Below are 15,065 nucleotides of genomic sequence, written 5' to 3' on the forward strand. Positions count from 1 at the left end.
TGGATTAGAAGAGGATGATATGATCCTCTTCTTTTTGTTATTCTGGTGGAGACAAGCAAGAACAGGAAGGAAGACAGATCCATGATCAAAGAGGTCATCGTGGTGGAGGGCCGAGATGACACCGTGGCCATTAAACGAGCCGTAGAGGCGGATACGATTGAGACGGGGGGTTCGGCGATAGGCGAAGCCGTGCTAAAGAAAATCGCTTTGGCGCAGGAACGCCGGGGCGTGATTATTTTTACGGACCCCGACCATGCCGGGGAGCGGATTCGTAAAATCGTGGCAGCGCGGGTGCCGGGCTGCAAGCACGCTTTCCTGCCTGAGGTCGAAGCTACGAAGAAAGGCGACATCGGGGTGGAGAATGCCTCGCCGGAGGCGATCCGCACCGCGTTGTCCCGGGTGCGCAGCGAAGCGCCGGGAGTAGAGGCCGCAATCACCTGGGAAGACTTGATTAACGCAGGGTTAATCGTACACCCGCAAGCTGCGGCGCGGCGAAAAGCGCTGGGCGAGCTGTTGGGTATCGGATATTGTAACGGAAAGCAGCTCTACAAACGGTTAACCGTGTTCCGCATCAGCCGCGAGGAGTTTGCAGCTGCGTTAGCCGAGTTGGAAAGCAAAGGAGTTTAAGAACCATGAGCATAAGGGAAGACGTATCCACACCGCGCCGGACGAAGGAGATCATTCAGCGGCACGGTTTTTCGTTCAAAAAAAGTCTGGGGCAAAACTTTCTGATCGACCAGAACATCCTCGGTAAAATTGTTGCCGCCGCCGAATTGGACAAGACCCAGGGCGCACTGGAAATCGGGCCGGGCATCGGCGCCTTAACGGAGAAGCTGGCGCAGGAGGCAGGCAAGGTGGCAGCGGTGGAGATTGACCAGCGGCTGCTTCCGATTCTGCAGGAGGTGCTGGAGCCCTACCCGCACGTCCATGTGATCCATGGCGATGTGTTGAAGCTGGACCTAAAGGCTTTATTTGCTGCGGAATTCAGCGGGGTGAGCGGCGTCAGTGTCGTCGCCAATCTGCCGTATTACGTGACGACTCCCATCATGATGAAGCTTCTGGAAGAGAAACTGCCGCTGAAACATATCGTCGTCATGATCCAGAAGGAAGTGGCCGAGCGCATGGCTGCCACTCCCGGCGGCAAGGACTACGGCAGCCTTAGCATCGCCGTGCAGTACTACAGCACCCCGGAGATGATCTGCACGGTGCCGCACAGCGTGTTTATTCCACAGCCGAATGTAGAGTCCGCAGTGATTCGCTTAACCGTGCGGGAGACGCCAGCTGTGGCGGTTCAGGATGAGGCGTTTTTCTTCGAGGTGGTGCAGGCTTCTTTTGCCCAGAGACGAAAGACGATTTCCAACAATCTGAAAAGCCGCTTCTTCCCGAAGGAAGGGCGGGAGAGACTGGAGCAACTGCTGGAGGAAGCCGGGATCCAGCCCTCCCGGCGGGCGGAGACATTAAGCCTGGACGAGTTCGCCAAGCTGAGTGATACGCTGCTGAATGCCGGGGTGAAGGAACTCCGCGAGTAACCATTCCCTCTTGTCGCCCATACGATGGGATAGAGGTGATGGATTTGGCGAATTTGGGAGACTTGGTCGTCCGCAAATCATACGGTGGAGATGTTACGTTCCGAATCGAACAGATTGTGCGGAGTGAAGCGATTATTAAAGGAACGGAATTCCGGCTGCTGGCGGATGCGCCCTTAACTGATTTGGTTAGGGTAGACCCGGCTTCCCCAGGAGAGACGACGCAGCGGGCCCGCATTAAGGCGACGGAATCGCTGAAGCGGTTAACGCAAGACCGCAAGGAATTGGCAGAACGCAATCGAATGGTAATTGGACGGGAACTGTATGGGCAAGGCGAGCCGGCCTATTTTGAGGTCCCGGGTAAGGTCCTGCATCTCGATGGCGACGAACGCTATTTGCAAAAGAGCTTAAGCCTGTATCAGAAGCTGCGCGTCCCGGTTCAAGGCTATTATGTCACGGAATCGCAAATGGCAAATGCGCTGTACCGTCTGCTGCCTGTGGTCAAGCCGGATATCGTCGTGATCACGGGTCATGACGGCGTGTTAAAATCGCGCCCCACCAGCGACCTTTATAATTTGACCAGCTATAAAAATTCCAAGTATTTTGTGGAGGCCATTCAAATGGCTCGGCAATACGAACGGAATTTCGATACGTTAACGATTGTGGCCGGCGCTTGCCAGTCGCATTTTGAGGCGCTGCTGCAGGCGGGGGCTAATTTTGCGAGTTCGCCCGGCCGGGTGCTGATCCATGCGCTGGATCCGGTGTATATCGCCGCTAAAGCGTCGCTCACCTCGATTCGGGATACGATCCAGATTACTGACGTGCTGAATCATACGATCAGCGGCGCCCAGGGGGTTGGCGGGATCGAGACTCGTGGCAGTTACCGAATCGGGTTGCCCAAACTGAAGGACTTGTCGACGCTGAAAGTGGTGCCGTCCATGTGAAAGGGTTGCCGGAAGGAACTGAGGCTAGTGCCCCAGGACCTTCCGGTTATTTTTTAGTACCTGGCTCTTTAGCCATCAGGTAAAAAGAAAATGTCGAAAAATAATCGTTGACACATCTTTTTTGCTGCTGATATAATTATTTATTTCGATTTGACAAGTTTGTGACTTTCCTGTATAATGGACAAAGAAAGAAGGTGGTCACAGGCAATGGCTAAAAATGCGCTGTCGGAAATAAAGCATAGTCTCGACGCCCACGTTGGACAGAAAATTATGCTCCGGGCAAACGGTGGTCGCCGGAAGACCGTCGAACGCACTGGAGTATTGGAGGAGACCTATCCTTCGGTCTTCATTGTGAAGCTGGATCAAGAGCAGCAAACCTTTAAGCGTGTGTCTTACAGTTATGCCGATATACTGACCGAATCCGTTGAAGTTATGGTTTATGACGACAACGACGGGATGCGGATTTCGTATATTAAACCGTGAACATCATGAATCAAACCGCAAACGGTTCTCGCCCTTCGGGTGAGGCCGTTTTTTTTGATACGTTCGAAGATGCAGGTTAGGGTGATCTCGCTGTCGCTGGGTTCACCAACCAAGGTTGTCGGGTGTTCACCTTAGATGGACAAAGTTTCGGTGTATGCTCGAAACGGTGCCTGCGTATACTAACCATCGTTCCTATATCCATGGCCAAAGGAGGAGACTGACCATGTCGCGAAGAAGACGCAGCGTGATGTCGGAGAACTTGAAGGTCGAGTTAGCGAAGGATCTGGGATTTTACGATACCGTCCAGCAGGAGGGCTGGGGCGGCATCAAGGCGAAAGATGCGGGCAATATGGTGAAGCGGGCGATCGAGCTCGCCGAGAAGGCGGCATCGAAACAGCAATAACCTCTGCCACAGCGAAGCGTCCCTTTCAGGGAGCTTCGTTTTTTTCGTTGGATGCAGTAAGATAGAGGGAGGAAAAATTGTCTTTCATACATAGACGTGGAGGCAACGTTTTTTTAGAATTAAAGAATGTGCCAAAAAGACCGGATGGATGCGGATATTCCACGGAATTGCTGAGGTGGGGAAGCGGCATGAAAATTTACGAAAAAGCACCGGCCAAAATTAATTTAATGCTCGACGTGTTACATAAGCGTCCTGACGGATACCATGAGGTCGAGATGATCATGACCATGGTGGATCTGGCAGATCGTTTGGAAATGAGCGCCCTTCCGCGGGATACGATCATTATTTCGAGCCAGGCCGGATATATTCCGCTGGATGAGAAGAATTTGGCGTTTCAGGCGGCGAAGTTGATTAAGGAACGCTACAACGTGCGGAGCGGGGTTTATATACACCTCGATAAGAAAATACCAGTGGCTGCCGGCCTTGCCGGCGGCAGCAGTGACGCGGCGGCTACGCTGCGGGGCTTAAACCGGCTATGGGAGCTTGGCATTCCCGAAGAGGAGCTGAAGGAGCTGGGGGCGGAGCTGGGCTCGGACGTGCCGTTTTGCGTGACGGGCGGGACGGCGCTGGCGACAGGGCGAGGCGAAGTGCTGACGCCGCTGGTGAATCCGCCGCAATGCTGGGTGGTGTTGGCGAAGCCTCCGATCAACGTGTCGACTGCAGAGGTGTATGGACGTCTACAGGCGGAGCGAATTACCGATCATCCGTCGGCAGCCCGGATGCGGGAGGCGCTGGAGAGACGATCATTCACGGGTGTATGCCAAGAGCTCGGCAACGTGTTGGAGCAGGTGACGCTAGAGCTTCACCCGGAGGTGGCGCAACTGAAAGAAGCGATGCTGCGTCTTGGCGCGGACGGCGTGTTGATGTCCGGCAGCGGACCCACGGTGTTTGGGCTCGTGTCGAAGGAATCGAAGGTGCCCCGCATTTATAACGGATTACGCGGGTTCTGCAAAGAGGTTTACGCCGTGCGGCTGTTGACCTAAAGCTCAGCTGCGGGACTGGAGCCGGGTACTCCTTCGCCTCATTCCAAGGCTTGGACAAATCCGTACAAAAGTGTTATAGTTTCATTAAAATATTCGGATTCAGCGAGGGGTACTTCGTGAAGAAATTAAAGAGAAGCGCTCGTTTGGTGGAGATGACCCATTATCTGTTGTCTAGACCACATCATTTAATCCCGCTGACTACCTTTGCGCAACGGTATGGGGCGGCTAAGTCGTCCATCAGCGAGGATTTGGGGATTATTAAAGAAGTGTTTGAAGGTGAAGGCATGGGGGAATTGCTGACGCTTGCCGGGGCGGCTGGCGGCGTGAAATACATTCCCCGGGTCGGACGGGAGCAAGCGAACGCTTTTATCCAGCAGCTCTGTGAGAAGCTGGCGCAGCCAGACCGAATTTTACCGGGCGGATATTTGTATATGTCGGATCTCTTAGGACAACCGGCGCTGATGAATGAGGCGGGCAAGTTGTTTGCCACCGTCTTCGGTGATTTGGAGATCGACTGCATTATGACCGTGGAAACGAAGGGGATCCCTCTCGCTTATGCAACGGGAGCGGAGCTGAATCTGCCGGTCGTCCTGGTTCGCCGCGACCATCAGGTAACGGAAGGATCCGCCGTTAGCATCAATTACGTATCGGGCTCCCATAAGAGCCTGCATACGATGACGTTGTCGCGCCGGGCATTGAAGGAACGCTCCCGCGTATTGATCGTCGATGACTTTATGAAGGCGGGGGGCACGATCCAAGGGATGGTTGACCTGCTGGCCGAGTTTAACGCAGAGGTTGCGGGGGTTGGCGTTCTGGTTGAATCCGGGGAAGTTGCCAGCGAGCAGCGTCTGCTGCATGATTACGTTTCCCTGGCCACGCTTCGGGCAGTGGATCCCAAGGAAAAGGAGATTTCAGTAGAACCTGGGAATTATTTTTCGAAGTTTGAACAATAAGAACTATGTCGAGATCTCCTCAAATTGTAAGAATTCTCGACGAAACATGTCGAACACCCCGTTTTATCAAAAAAAATCGTGATTTTAGGCCATTTTGTTGATCAAAAAAAAAGGATTTCCGTTTGCTATGTGGAATAATACACCAAGTCTCTGATGGAAAAAGGTGGTGAACACATATGCAAATTACGGATGTAAGACTCCGCCGAGTCAGCTCTGAGGGCAGAATGAAGGCCATCGCATCCATTACCATCGATAACGAATTTGTTGTTCATGACATTCGCGTCATCGATGGGAACAATGGGATGTTCGTAGCAATGCCTAGCAAGCGCACGCCGGACGGGGAGTTCCGGGATATCGCGCATCCGATTTCCTCCGGTACCCGCGAAAAGATTCAAGCCGCAGTTCTGGCTGAGTACGAGCGTGCCGCCGAACAAGAGGAAGCGATTGAAGAAGGGGCGTAAGTCGCATTTATTTGATTTGTTGATTAATTGGGGTTCGAGGAAAAGGGAGCCATGTCCGCATGGCTCCCTTTTCTTTTTGCCCTAAATGAGATATATTCAGTAATGAGTTTTAATGAGAGAGAGAACTACTTCTTTTTTTAAAAGTGTGAAGGAGGCCGGGGACTTGAAGAGGTTAGCGATCGTTCTTGCTGCAGGTCAAGGAAAACGGATGAAGTCCAAGCTCTATAAGGTGCTTCACCCCGTTTGCGGCAAACCGATGGTTGGGCATGTACTAAACGCGGTTCAAGAAGCAGGTTGCGAACGCAGCATCGTCGTTGTTGGCCATGGGGCCGAAGCTGTGAAATCCTATTTGGGTGCATCGGCGGAATACGTGTTGCAGGAGCAACAGCTGGGAACCGGACATGCCGTCAAGCAAGCCGGGCCATTATTGGCGGGAGAAGAAGGAGTCACACTGGTTATTTGTGGCGATACCCCTTTGGTTACGGCAGAAACACTGGAAGCTCTTTTCGAACTTCATCAACGTAAGGGAGCGGCAGCGACCGTACTTACGGCGGTGATGGAGCAACCGTATGGTTATGGCCGAGTGATCCGCGGCGCGAACGGAACGGTTGAACGGATCGTTGAACAGAAGGACTGCTCGCCGGAGGAAGCCGCCGTGCAGGAGATTAACACAGGCACTTATTGTTTTGATAATGCAAAATTATTTGCTGCACTGGAGAAAGTGACGAACAACAACGCCCAGCAGGAGTATTATCTTACCGACGTGATCGGCATTTTGGTGCAGGCGAACGAAATCGTAGAAGGCTATGCAGTAGCCGACGTTCGCGAATCGATTGGCGTCAATGACCGGGTGGCCTTGGCAGAAGCGGAAGCCGTCATGCGGGAACGCATCGTGCGCAACCATATGCTGAACGGCGTAACGGTGATTGATCCGGCTTCCACGTACATCGGGGCCGATGTCACCATTGGAGCGGATACCGTAATTTATCCGGGGACCGTTCTATCCGGTAAAACGTCCATCGGTGAAGATTGCGTGATTGGGCCGGCCGCAGAAATCGAAGATAGCGTGATCCAAAACGGCGCGAAGGTGAAACAGTCGGTGCTCAGCCAGGCAGAAGTCGGCCGGGAGACGACGGTTGGTCCTTTCGCTTATTTGCGTCCAGGGGCGAAGCTCGGAGCGCATGTGAAGGTCGGCGATTTTGTAGAAATTAAAAATGCGACCCTCGATGAAGGCTCCAAAGTCTCGCACCTCAGCTATATCGGCGATGCGAAGGTTGGTAAGAACGTGAATATTGGCTGCGGCGCGATAACAGTGAACTATGATGGTTATAATAAGTCCATTACGGAGATCGAGGACGATGCCTTTGTAGGCAGCAACGTCAACTTGATCGCTCCGGTTAAGGTGGGAAAAGGCGCTTATGTCGTTGCCGGATCTACGATCACACAATCGGTTCCGGACAATGACCTCGCCATCGCCAGAACCCGGCAGGAGAACAAACCCGGCTATGCCGAGAAGATTCGTGCCCGGGCGAAAGCCAAGAAGCAAAGACAGCAGGAATCCAAACTTCGAATGCAGTGATCTGCAGTGACCATTTGAATAGACGGGGTAGCTGTGAAGGTGGGTTGTTTAAGAGACTCCCTGACGCTATCTACACAGCACGGAGGGTTTTAATTTTATGACTTATTGTGATTCTAAATTAAAGATATTCACCTGTAACTCCAATCCGAAATTGGCTCATCAGATCGCCGATTACATCGGCATTCCGATGGGCGAATCGGAGACGACAAGCTTTAGTGACGGTGAAATTCAGGTCAAGCTGTCCGAAAGCGTTCGGGGCTGCCACGTCTATGTGGTGCAATCGACCTGCGCACCCGTCAACGATAACTTGATGGAGCTCCTCGTGATGGTGGATGCTTTGAAAAGAGCTTCGGCCAAGAGCATTAATGTCGTTATCCCGTATTACGGTTACGCCCGCCAAGACCGGAAAGCCCGTTCGCGCGATCCGATCACGGCGAAGCTGGTTGCCAATCTGATCGAGAAAGCCGGCGCTCACCGGGTCATTACGATGGACCTTCATGCGATGCAGATCCAAGGCTTCTTCGATATCCCGGTTGATCATATGCTAGGCGTGCCGATCTTGGCCCAGTATTTCCGTTCCAAGCATATCGCGAATCCGGTTGTCGTCTCGCCTGACCATGGCGGGGTGGTTCGTGCCCGTAAGCTGGCTGATTTCCTGAACGCGCCGCTGGCGATCATCGACAAGCGCCGTCCGGAACCGAATGTCAGCGAAGTCATGAACATTATCGGGAACATCGAAGGGAAAACCGCGATTCTCGTCGACGACATCATCGATACCGCCGGTACGATTGTCCTTGGCGCTAACGCGCTGAAGGAAGGCGGGGTAGAAGAAGTGTACGCTTGCTGTACGCACCCTGTATTGTCCGGTCCGGCAATGGAACGTCTGGAAAACTCTCCGCTGAAGGAAGTGATCGTGACCGACACGATCCCGATCACGCATCCAAATCCGACAAGCAAGCTCAAAGTGCTGTCCGTCGCTCCGCTGATGGGCGAAGCGATTATTCGCGTGCACGAGGAGCTGTCGATCAGCAAGCTGTTCGAGATCGAATAAAATGGTCACTGCCACACCAGGGGTTGCGTCCTCCCAATCGGGGACGTAACCCCTATCGGTGTATTGGCAGTGTTGGGTGTTAGGCGGAGGCAGGCATCCGTGTGAAATGTTCTTACGATCGCTGTTGCTCGCGGATTTCTTGAATTGGACTAAAATCAGAAGTGGTAGAAATCCGCTCACAAAGGCGAACGCCTCGCTTCTTCAGAACATTTCCCCCTCTTGCCTGAATCCGCCCAACGGACAATGCTGCCCCACCGATCGAGTGGTGATGGCCATACGCTGAGGGCAACGTCCTCGTTAGGGTGTTGGCCGCAATGCCCTGGAGTGGCAGTGGGGTGGGGAGTAGTAGGGACGACGGGATTGTTGGCACTCCCCGTCGGTGAATACAAACTAACTGGAATTTCTACCGTTAATTTTGGCGGGAACGTAGGTTTTGGGCGATTTAACGGTAAATTGTATAGTTAATTTGGGTACTTTTTCGCTAAAGTGGCAATTTCGCTGAAATTAACAGTAGGTTTTACCGTTAGTTGCGCGGACAGCCGATCCACGCCGAAATTAACGGTACATTTTCCAGTTAATTCGAGGCAAGTAGTAGTTAGTTTAACGAACAATCAAGCACCAGAGGCGGTTTGAAGATACATTAGCGTTTGGAGGGACATGACCCATGAAGTGGATCGTAGGGCTCGGCAATCCGGGAGCCCAATATGAGAAAACCCGGCATAATATCGGCTTTATGGCCGTGGATGAGCTGGCGCGCCGGCATGGCATCGAGATCAAGCAAAGCAAGTGCAAGGCTTTGATTGGAGAGGGGATGCTGCCGGGCGGGAAAGTCGTGCTGATCAAGCCGATGACCTACATGAATTTATCTGGCGAAGCGGTGCGCGCTTATATGGACTACTATAAGGCGTCGATTGAAGACATGATCGTGGTGTACGACGACCTCGACACCGAGTTGGGGCGTAATCGGCTGAGATATCAAGGCAGTGCCGGTGGGCACAACGGCATTAAGTCGATCATTCAACATATCGGCACGCAGACGTTTAACCGAATTCGGATGGGCATTTCCCGGCCGGAGCCAGGGTATGCGGTCGTAGATTATGTTCTGTCGCCGTTTCCGAAGAAAGATAAGCCGCTGCTTGATCAGTCCATTCAAGCGGCATGCGATGCATTGGAATATAGCCTGGACCATACCTTCGAACAAACGATGGCAAAGTTTAACGGCTAAATAATTGATCTAGCAGGGTCGATAGGCTAAAAGCCGTCCGCTTGGGGCATACTGGAGACATAATGAATCTTCAGGAGGCATATAGATGGCTGTAAACTATGTTTGTCGGCACTGCCGAACGGTGATTGGTAGAATCGAATCGCCTCAAGTCACAGAAGCCCAATTAGGCTTCCATTCCTTGACCCCCGATGAGCGGAGAGATATAATAGCGTATGATTCAAACGGCGAAATGACGGTCCGGGTGACCTGCGACTATTGCAAGGAAGCACTTGATCATAACCCGGAACTGCTGCTGCTCGCCAATCCTTTGCAGTAGACTGCAAGCTACGAGGAACAATGGACAAATTTACCGGAATATACGGTTATAGAGCCTTGGCACGTTGCTGAGGCTCCTTTTTGGTTCGGGTAAGCTGGACTTACCCTTTTCGTCTAGCCATAGATTTCTATCCATCAGCAGTAAGAGAGGTGCCTCATTTGCTACAAGCACTTATTGAAGCTTTTTCACGCGATACCGATTTTGCTTCGACGGTTGCGGGCATTAATTCGGGCATGAAGGAGCAGTTGATTTCCGGCTTGTCGGGTTCATCCAGGCAAGTGATGCTAGCCGCGCTGCATCAGGAAACGAAACGGCCGCTGCTCGTCGTGACCCACAATATGTTCTCCGCACAGAAAATGTATGAAGATTTACAGGAAGCGTTATCACCGGATCAGGTGCTGATGTACCCGGCGAATGAGCTGGTTGCTGCCGAATCGGCCGTATCCAGCCCGGAAACGCTGGCCCAGCGGATCGAGGTGCTGCTGCAATGCTCCCGGGGATTCCGGGGCATCGTGGTGGTGCCTTATTCCGGTATTCGCCGCTATATCCCAACGCCGGAGGCCATGGCCGAAGCGGGACTGACCGTCCGGCTCGGGGGCACGCTGGAGCTGGAGCGTTTCATGGCTCAAATGGTCGAGCTGGGCTACGAGCGGGTCGAACGAGTGGAATCCCGCGGCGAAATGAGCCTGCGCGGGGGCATCATTGACTTTTATCCACTGACAGCGTCCATGGCATACCGGGTGGAGCTGTTTGATGATGAGGTCGATTCGATCCGGACCTTTGATCCGGCGGATCAGCGATCGGTGGACCAGATCAAGGAAGTGTTCATTCCACCTTGCAAGGAACTGATCGCAACGAAGGAACGGATGGGCCAGGCAGCGCAGGCGTTATCCGAGAAGCTGGAGATCCAGCTGGACAAGATGACCGACCGCCAGGCCAAAAATCGTCTCCGCGAAGAGATGTACAAAGAAATCGAAATGCTGCGCGAGCATGTTTATTTTTCGGAAATCTATAAATATATTTCTTTGATCTATCCAGAGCGAAAAACGTTATACGACTACATGCCAGAGGATACGCTGCTTCTGCTGGACGAACCGTCGCGCCTGCTGGAAACGGCCAAGCAGCTGGAACGCGATGAGGCGGAGTGGAATCTGCACCTGTACCAGAACGGGAAGAGTCTCCCCGACCTGCCGCTTGCGGTGGACGTGGATCATCTGATCTACCATCGTCCGTTCCAGACGTTGTTTCTGTCATTGTTCCTGCGTCAAGTCCCGCATTCCCAGCCGCAAAATATCGTGAATTTCGTTACGCGGGCAATGCAGGATTTTCATGGGCAAATGAATGTCTTAAAGGCAGAGATGGAGCGTTGGAAAAAAAGCGGCGCCCACGTCATCATGTTGGCCAGCACCGAAGAGCGCATGGATCGGATGCGGCGGGTGCTGCAGGATTACGGCATTGATGAGCCTCAATTACTGCAAGGCAACCTGCAGTCCGGCTTCGAACTGCCTTCTGTACACCTCGTCGTGATTACCGAAGGCGAGATGTTCTCCCAGAAGCAGCGCAAAGCGCGCCGCGTCGCCAAGAGCATGGACAATGCCGAACGGATCAAGAGTTATACCGAGCTGAAGGTCGGCGATTACGTCGTTCACCAGAACCACGGGATCGGGAAATACATGGGCATCGGTACGCTGGAGGTCGGCGGGATCCACAAGGATTACATGCATATCCTCTATGCCGGCGGCGACAAGCTGTCGGTACCGATCGAACAGATCGACATGATTCAGAAATACGTGGGTTCCGAGGACAAGGAACCGAAGATTTATAAGCTGGGCGGCAACGAGTGGAACCGCGTGAAGAACAAGGTTCGTTCCTCCGTCCAGAACATCGCCGACGATTTGATCAAGCTGTACGCTGAGCGGCAAGCTGCCCCGGGGTATGCCTTCGAGAAGGACACTCCGGAGCAGCAGGAATTCGAAGCGATGTTCCCGTATGAGGAAACTCCGGACCAGCTGCGGGCCATTGAGGAAATCAAGAGAGATATGGAACAAAGCCGTCCAATGGACCGCCTGCTGTGCGGTGACGTTGGTTATGGCAAGACCGAAGTCGCTATCCGCGCGGCCTTTAAGGCAGCGATTGAAGGCAAGCAGGTTGCCGTGCTTGTGCCAACGACGATTTTGGCGCAGCAGCACTATGAGACGTTCCGGGAGCGGTTTGCCGGTTATCCGATCAACATTCAGACGCTTAGCCGTTTCCGCAGCCGCAAGGAGCAGAACGAAACCATCAAGGGGATTCGTCAGGGCACGGTGGATATCGTGATCGGAACCCACCGCATTTTGTCGCAGGATCTGGTCTTTAAAGACTTGGGACTGCTGATCGTTGACGAAGAGCAGCGGTTTGGCGTCACCCATAAAGAGAAGTTAAAGAAACTGAAAACCAACGTAGACGTGCTGACGCTGACGGCGACCCCAATTCCGCGGACGCTGCATATGTCCATGCTGGGCGTACGGGATCTGTCGGTCATTGAAACGCCGCCGGAAAACCGGTTCCCGGTGCAGACGTATGTCGTCGAGTACAGTCAGTCGCTCGTGCGCGAAGCAATCGAACGGGAAATGGCGAGGGGCGGACAGATTTATTACCTGTATAACCGCGTGCAAGGGATTCATGAAATGGCCGCACAAATCTCTATGCTCGTGCCGGAAGCGCGAGTTGTCGTTGGTCATGGGCAGATGTCGGAGCAGGAGCTGGAGAAGACGATTCTCGATTTTCTTGACGGGGAATACGACGTCCTGGTCAGCACCAGTATCATTGAAACCGGAGTGGACATTCCGAACGTCAATACGCTGATCGTGCATGATGCGGACAAGATGGGCTTGTCCCAGCTGTATCAGCTGCGCGGCCGTGTTGGACGATCCAACCGGATTGCCTATGCTTATTTCACATATCAAAAGGATAAGTCCTTAACCGAAGTTGCGGAGAAACGGCTGCAGTCGATTAAGGAATTTACGGAGCTCGGTTCCGGCTTCAAAATCGCCATGCGCGACTTAGCCATCCGCGGCGCCGGGAATTTGCTTGGTGCGGAGCAGCATGGCTTCATCGCTTCCGTCGGCTTTGATCTGTATTCGCAGATGCTGGCGGAAGAAATTCAGAAGCGTAAAATTACGATGCTTGGGGAGACCCCGCCGGCTGAGGCGACTTGGAACACCACGATCGATTTGGGCATCGACGCGTATTTGCCGTCGGATTACATCTACGACAGCATTCAGAAGATCGAGATCTACAAGAAGACAGCCTCTGTGCAGACTTTTGAGGACGTGGCCGAGTTGGAGGACGAGTTGCTCGACCGGTTCGGGGAGCTGCCGGATGCCGTGCAGAATCTCCTGGCGGTTGCCCGCGTCAAGTTGTACGGCAAGCAGTATGGCATCGAGTCGATGACGCTGCGGGGCGAGGAAGTGACGATCAAGTTCTACGAAGGACAGGAACAGGCCATCGTTCCGAGCAAGCTTGCGGAAGTTGGCAATCTATTCGGAAGATGTGTACAATTTAGTCAAGGGTCCGTGATGCTTATCCGGATAAATACCAAGGGAATGGACGACAAAGAAATGATGGGCTTGCTGGAGCAGTTTCTCGGCGCCCTGAAGGATGCGTTCAAAGTGAAAGGGGAACTACAGAATGTTTCAAAGTAAAAGGCGCTCATGGAGAATGCTGCTGATTGCGCTTGTAACGGTACTGGCTTTTTCCGTTATGGCTGGATGCGGCAAGAATGCAAGCTCGGGAGGGAAAGATACGAGTAAGGTTATTGCGACGTACGAAGGCGGCGAAATTACGGAGAACGAATTCGACCGCGAGCAGCGGATCGTGCTTGCCCTTCAGCCGCAAATGGAACAATTCATGCAAATGGAAGACTTCCGTCAATATTTGGTGAAGCAGGAGATCGCGTATGAATACCTTGAAGCCAAAGCCGACGAGAAGACGAAAGAAGCCGGCAAGAAGAAAGCCGAGGAGCAGTTTGATTTGATGAAATCGTCCTACGGCGAAGAGAACTTCAAAAATATGCTGGACGCCCAGAAGGTATCCGAAGCCGAATTCAAGGACTATATGGTTCGGATTTATACCGTGATGGAAGGCGAACGGCAGAAGATCTCTGAGGATGATGTGAAGAAGGAATTCGAAGCGACAAAACAGGACTATACGACGGCTTCGGTCCGCCATATCCTGATTAACTTCACCGATCCAGACGGCAAAGAGCGGACTGAAGAGGAAACGCTCAAGCTGGCGAAGGAAGTGAAAGCGAAACTGGACAAGGGCGAGGATTTCGCCGCGTTGGCGAAGCAGTACTCCGAGGATCCGGGCTCCAAGGATAACGGCGGTTTGTACGAGAACGTGGAAGTGAGCAACTGGGTAGAAGCTTTTAAACAAGCTGCTTTGACCCAACCGCTGAACCAAATTGGTGATCCAGTGAAGACGGAATACGGCTACCACATCATTCGCGTGGAATCTCGGACCGAGAAGAAATTTGAGGATCTGACGCAGGAACAGAAGGACATGATCCAAACAACGCTGGCCTCGAACAAATTGGACGAGTTCATGGCGGGGGATCTAGAGAAGAAGATCATCAAGAAAATCGACTTGCCTAAAGTGGAAACGAGCACCGGCGAAAATGGCACGGGAACGGACACCAATGCGGGCAATGGCTCCAATGCAGGAACTGACACGGGTACGAATGCCGGTACAGAAGGGTCCGGCAATGCCGGAAACACCGGAACGGGCAGCAACACGGGCAACGGTGCTGCCAACAATGCCGGCTCCAACAGCGGCAATACGAGCAAATAAAGCAGAGCTTAGGAAGCAGCGCGGAGAAGGTTTGCGTTGCTTTTTTTGCGGACGGACCTATTGTTCCTTATACGCATCCAGCTGTTAAAAATCATGGTTCATTATGATGAATAAGGTGTTCGCCCGGGATGAATACTATGGTCAGAATCACAGAACAAGCCATCCCTGTCCCCACCTTCGGCCGCTCGTTTTGGCGAAGCTTATGGCGCATACATCTGCGTAAGCCGCAGATTACGTATAAAGTCCGATTA

General features: G+C 53.0%; 14 protein-coding genes. All 14 read left to right on the forward strand.

What is annotated here, in order from left to right; translation table 11 throughout:
• The first annotated feature begins 81 nt into the window (after positions 1-81).
• The 14 genes from rnmV to NSQ80_RS00215 all read left to right on the forward strand — a co-directional run bounded on the left by rnmV (position 82) and on the right by NSQ80_RS00215 (position 14,814).
• Positions 82-627, forward strand: coding sequence for a ribonuclease M5 (gene rnmV, locus NSQ80_RS00150; RefSeq protein ID WP_036646178.1), 546 nt, complete (start codon positions 82-84; stop codon positions 625-627).
• A gap of 5 nt (positions 628-632) precedes the next feature.
• On the forward strand, positions 633-1,529 hold the full coding sequence (rsmA, locus tag NSQ80_RS00155; protein WP_260071384.1) for a 16S rRNA (adenine(1518)-N(6)/adenine(1519)-N(6))-dimethyltransferase RsmA: 897 nt from the start codon (positions 633-635) through the stop codon (positions 1,527-1,529).
• Between the two features lie 38 nt (positions 1,530-1,567).
• Positions 1,568-2,470 carry a sporulation peptidase YabG gene (gene yabG / locus NSQ80_RS00160; RefSeq protein ID WP_260071385.1) on the forward strand — a complete coding sequence of 301 codons (903 nt, stop codon included), beginning with the start codon at positions 1,568-1,570 and terminating at the stop codon, positions 2,468-2,470.
• A gap of 207 nt (positions 2,471-2,677) precedes the next feature.
• Complete coding sequence (locus NSQ80_RS00165) at positions 2,678-2,953, forward strand: Veg family protein (protein WP_009226353.1); 276 nt, start codon at positions 2,678-2,680, stop codon at positions 2,951-2,953.
• A 223-nt stretch (positions 2,954-3,176) separates the two neighbouring features.
• Positions 3,177-3,356 carry a small, acid-soluble spore protein, alpha/beta type gene (locus NSQ80_RS00170; protein ID WP_036646175.1) on the forward strand — a complete coding sequence of 60 codons (180 nt, stop codon included), beginning with the start codon at positions 3,177-3,179 and terminating at the stop codon, positions 3,354-3,356.
• A gap of 188 nt (positions 3,357-3,544) precedes the next feature.
• The gene (ispE, locus tag NSQ80_RS00175) at positions 3,545-4,399 is read left to right on the forward strand and encodes a 4-(cytidine 5'-diphospho)-2-C-methyl-D-erythritol kinase (protein WP_260071386.1); all 855 of its coding nucleotides are present in this window, start codon (positions 3,545-3,547) and stop codon (positions 4,397-4,399) included.
• Between the two features lie 116 nt (positions 4,400-4,515).
• Positions 4,516-5,352: a pur operon repressor gene (gene purR, locus NSQ80_RS00180; protein WP_260071387.1), complete on the forward strand. Its 837-nt coding sequence runs from the start codon at positions 4,516-4,518 to the stop codon at positions 5,350-5,352.
• A gap of 176 nt (positions 5,353-5,528) precedes the next feature.
• Positions 5,529-5,813 carry a septation regulator SpoVG gene (gene spoVG, locus NSQ80_RS00185; protein WP_009226349.1) on the forward strand — a complete coding sequence of 95 codons (285 nt, stop codon included), beginning with the start codon at positions 5,529-5,531 and terminating at the stop codon, positions 5,811-5,813.
• A 163-nt stretch (positions 5,814-5,976) separates the two neighbouring features.
• Positions 5,977-7,392: a bifunctional UDP-N-acetylglucosamine diphosphorylase/glucosamine-1-phosphate N-acetyltransferase GlmU gene (gene glmU, locus NSQ80_RS00190; protein ID WP_260071388.1), complete on the forward strand. Its 1,416-nt coding sequence runs from the start codon at positions 5,977-5,979 to the stop codon at positions 7,390-7,392.
• Positions 7,393-7,489: 97 nt separating this feature from the next.
• Complete coding sequence (locus tag NSQ80_RS00195) at positions 7,490-8,443, forward strand: ribose-phosphate diphosphokinase (RefSeq protein ID WP_009226347.1); 954 nt, start codon at positions 7,490-7,492, stop codon at positions 8,441-8,443.
• 664 nt (positions 8,444-9,107) lie between these two features.
• Entirely contained in the window at positions 9,108-9,668 is a 561-nt protein-coding gene (gene pth, locus NSQ80_RS00200) for an aminoacyl-tRNA hydrolase (protein WP_009226346.1), read from the forward strand.
• 85 nt (positions 9,669-9,753) lie between these two features.
• Positions 9,754-9,984 carry an anti-sigma-F factor Fin family protein gene (locus NSQ80_RS00205; RefSeq protein ID WP_009226345.1) on the forward strand — a complete coding sequence of 77 codons (231 nt, stop codon included), beginning with the start codon at positions 9,754-9,756 and terminating at the stop codon, positions 9,982-9,984.
• Positions 9,985-10,142: 158 nt separating this feature from the next.
• Positions 10,143-13,667: a transcription-repair coupling factor gene (gene mfd, locus NSQ80_RS00210; protein WP_036646172.1), complete on the forward strand. Its 3,525-nt coding sequence runs from the start codon at positions 10,143-10,145 to the stop codon at positions 13,665-13,667.
• Positions 13,654-14,814: a peptidylprolyl isomerase gene (locus NSQ80_RS00215; protein ID WP_036646169.1), complete on the forward strand. Its 1,161-nt coding sequence runs from the start codon at positions 13,654-13,656 to the stop codon at positions 14,812-14,814. Before mfd ends, NSQ80_RS00215 begins: the two co-directional genes overlap by 14 nt.
• The last annotated feature ends 251 nt before the right edge of the window (positions 14,815-15,065 follow it).

The organism is Paenibacillus sp. FSL K6-2441, from assembly GCF_037964765.1.
Taxonomy (GTDB): domain Bacteria; phylum Bacillota; class Bacilli; order Paenibacillales; family Paenibacillaceae; genus Fontibacillus; species Fontibacillus phoenicis.

Coding starts and splice junctions, on each gene's coding strand:
- rnmV (WP_036646178.1), top strand. CDS start 82: ATGATCAAAGAGGTCATCGTGGTGGAGGGCCGAGATGACACCGTGGCC.
- rsmA (WP_260071384.1), top strand. CDS start 633: ATGAGCATAAGGGAAGACGTATCCACACCGCGCCGGACGAAGGAGATC.
- yabG (WP_260071385.1), top strand. CDS start 1,568: ATGGATTTGGCGAATTTGGGAGACTTGGTCGTCCGCAAATCATACGGT.
- NSQ80_RS00165 (WP_009226353.1), top strand. CDS start 2,678: ATGGCTAAAAATGCGCTGTCGGAAATAAAGCATAGTCTCGACGCCCAC.
- NSQ80_RS00170 (WP_036646175.1), top strand. CDS start 3,177: ATGTCGCGAAGAAGACGCAGCGTGATGTCGGAGAACTTGAAGGTCGAG.
- ispE (WP_260071386.1), top strand. CDS start 3,545: ATGAAAATTTACGAAAAAGCACCGGCCAAAATTAATTTAATGCTCGAC.
- spoVG (WP_009226349.1), top strand. CDS start 5,529: ATGCAAATTACGGATGTAAGACTCCGCCGAGTCAGCTCTGAGGGCAGA.
- NSQ80_RS00195 (WP_009226347.1), top strand. CDS start 7,490: ATGACTTATTGTGATTCTAAATTAAAGATATTCACCTGTAACTCCAAT.
- pth (WP_009226346.1), top strand. CDS start 9,108: ATGAAGTGGATCGTAGGGCTCGGCAATCCGGGAGCCCAATATGAGAAA.
- NSQ80_RS00205 (WP_009226345.1), top strand. CDS start 9,754: ATGGCTGTAAACTATGTTTGTCGGCACTGCCGAACGGTGATTGGTAGA.
- NSQ80_RS00215 (WP_036646169.1), top strand. CDS start 13,654: ATGTTTCAAAGTAAAAGGCGCTCATGGAGAATGCTGCTGATTGCGCTT.